This is a genomic window from Citrobacter amalonaticus (assembly GCF_037053465.1).
GTDB lineage: Bacteria > Pseudomonadota > Gammaproteobacteria > Enterobacterales > Enterobacteriaceae > Citrobacter_A > Citrobacter_A amalonaticus_H.
This window is the reverse complement of the sequence record NZ_JBALIF010000044.1, coordinates 1-2,535: the sequence shown is the minus strand read 5'-3', so window position 1 is coordinate 2,535 and position 2,535 is coordinate 1. Positions and strand designations below refer to the sequence as shown.

General features: G+C 51.8%; 2 protein-coding genes. Both read left to right on the top strand.

The window, feature by feature from the left end; translation table 11 throughout:
* Positions 1-74 precede the first annotated feature (74 nt).
* Positions 75-1,244 carry an IS256 family transposase gene (locus WB371_RS23600; protein WP_336222369.1) on the top strand — a complete coding sequence of 390 codons (1,170 nt, stop codon included), beginning with the start codon at positions 75-77 and terminating at the stop codon, positions 1,242-1,244.
* Between the two features lie 47 nt (positions 1,245-1,291).
* On the top strand, positions 1,292-2,500 hold the full coding sequence (locus tag WB371_RS23595) for an IS256 family transposase (protein WP_336222368.1): 1,209 nt from the start codon (positions 1,292-1,294) through the stop codon (positions 2,498-2,500).
* Positions 2,501-2,535: the final 35 nt, after the last annotated feature.

Below are 2,535 nucleotides of genomic sequence, written 5' to 3'. Positions count from 1 at the left end.
ACGGAGACTGTAATTAAAATTGTGTAATTGCCTGTTTTTGATATGTTCCTCCCAACTACGGAGACAGGCAAATTATGGACGAGAAGAAGCTTAAAGCCCTCGCGGCTGAACTGGCTAAAGGTCTTAAAACCGAAGCTGACCTCAACGCATTTTCCCGCATGCTGACGAAGTTAACCGTCGAAACGGCGCTGAATGCTGAACTGACCGACCACCTCGGGCATGAGAAGAACGCGCCGAAAACCGGCACCAATACCCGCAATGGCTACTCTTCCAAAACGCTGCTGTGCGACAACGGTGAAATCGAGCTGAACACGCCGCGCGACCGTGAAAACACCTTTGAGCCGCAGCTAATCAAGAAAAACCAGACGCGTATCACGCAGATGGACAGCCAGATTTTATCCCTCTACGCCAAAGGTATGACTACCCGCGAAATCGTCGCTACGTTCAAAGAGATGTACGACGCGGATGTGTCACCTGCGCTGATTTCAAAAGTCACCGATGCCGTTAAAGAACAGGTCGCTGAATGGCAGAACCGCCAGCTGGATGCACTCTATCCCATTGTTTATATGGACTGTATCGTCGTAAAGGTTCGTCAGAACGGCAGCGTGATAAACAAAGCGGTGTTCCTGGCGCTGGGCATCAATACCGAAGGCCGGAAAGAGCTCCTGGGGATGTGGCTGGCAGAAAACGAAGGTGCAAAGTTCTGGCTGAACGTGCTGACGGAACTTAAAAATCGCGGCCTTCAGGACATCCTGATTGCCTGCGTGGACGGTCTGAAGGGCTTCCCGGATGCGATAAACAGTGTCTATCCGCAGACGCACATCCAGCTGTGCATCATCCATATGGTGCGCAACAGCCTGAAATATGTGGCGTGGAAAGACTATAAAGCTGTCACCAGCGGGCTGAAAACGGTGTATCAGGCCCCGACAGAAGAAGCGGCGCTGATGGCGCTGGATAGCTTCGCGGATGCCTGGGACGACAAATACCCACAGATCAGTAAAAGCTGGCGCGCGCACTGGGAAAACCTCAATACGTTCTTCAACTATCCACCCGATATCCGCAAGACGATCTACACGACGAATGCCATCGAGTCGCTGAACAGCGTGATCCGCGCAGCCATCAAGAAGCGCAAGGTGTTCCCGACAGACGACTCGGTGCGAAAAGTTATATATCTGGCTATCAAAGAGGCGTCAAAAAAATGGAGTATGCCGATCCAGAACGAGACTGTAATTAAAATTGTGTAATTGCCTGTTTTTGATATGTTCCTCCCAACTACGGAGACAGGCAAATTATGGACGAGAAGAAGCTTAAAGCCCTCGCGGCTGAACTGGCTAAAGGTCTTAAAACCGAAGCTGACCTCAACGCATTTTCCCGCATGCTGACGAAGTTAACCGTCGAAACGGCGCTGAATGCTGAACTGACCGACCACCTCGGGCATGAGAAGAACGCGCCGAAAACCGGCACCAATACCCGCAATGGCTACTCTTCCAAAACGCTGCTGTGCGACAACGGTGAAATCGAGCTGAACACGCCGCGCGACCGTGAAAACACCTTTGAGCCGCAGCTAATCAAGAAAAACCAGACGCGTATCACGCAGATGGACAGCCAGATTTTATCCCTCTACGCCAAAGGTATGACTACCCGCGAAATCGTCGCTACGTTCAAAGAGATGTACGACGCGGATGTGTCACCTGCGCTGATTTCAAAAGTCACCGATGCCGTTAAAGAACAGGTCGCTGAATGGCAGAACCGCCAGCTGGATGCACTCTATCCCATTGTTTATATGGACTGTATCGTCGTAAAGGTTCGTCAGAACGGCAGCGTGATAAACAAAGCGGTGTTCCTGGCGCTGGGCATCAATACCGAAGGCCGGAAAGAGCTCCTGGGGATGTGGCTGGCAGAAAACGAAGGTGCAAAGTTCTGGCTGAACGTGCTGACGGAACTTAAAAATCGCGGCCTTCAGGACATCCTGATTGCCTGCGTGGACGGTCTGAAGGGCTTCCCGGATGCGATAAACAGTGTCTATCCGCAGACGCACATCCAGCTGTGCATCATCCATATGGTGCGCAACAGCCTGAAATATGTGGCGTGGAAAGACTATAAAGCTGTCACCAGCGGGCTGAAAACGGTGTATCAGGCCCCGACAGAAGAAGCGGCGCTGATGGCGCTGGATAGCTTCGCGGATGCCTGGGACGACAAATACCCACAGATCAGTAAAAGCTGGCGCGCGCACTGGGAAAACCTCAATACGTTCTTCAACTATCCACCCGATATCCGCAAGACGATCTACACGACGAATGCCATCGAGTCGCTGAACAGCGTGATCCGCGCAGCCATCAAGAAGCGCAAGGTGTTCCCGACAGACGACTCGGTGCGAAAAGTTATATATCTGGCTATCAAAGAGGCGTCAAAAAAATGGAGTATGCCGATCCAGAACTGGCGGCTGGCAATGAGTCGCTTTATTATCGAGTTCGGTGACCGCCTGAGCGATCACCTTTAATGAGTGGGCAGTTACACAGAATTATTTACAGGGTC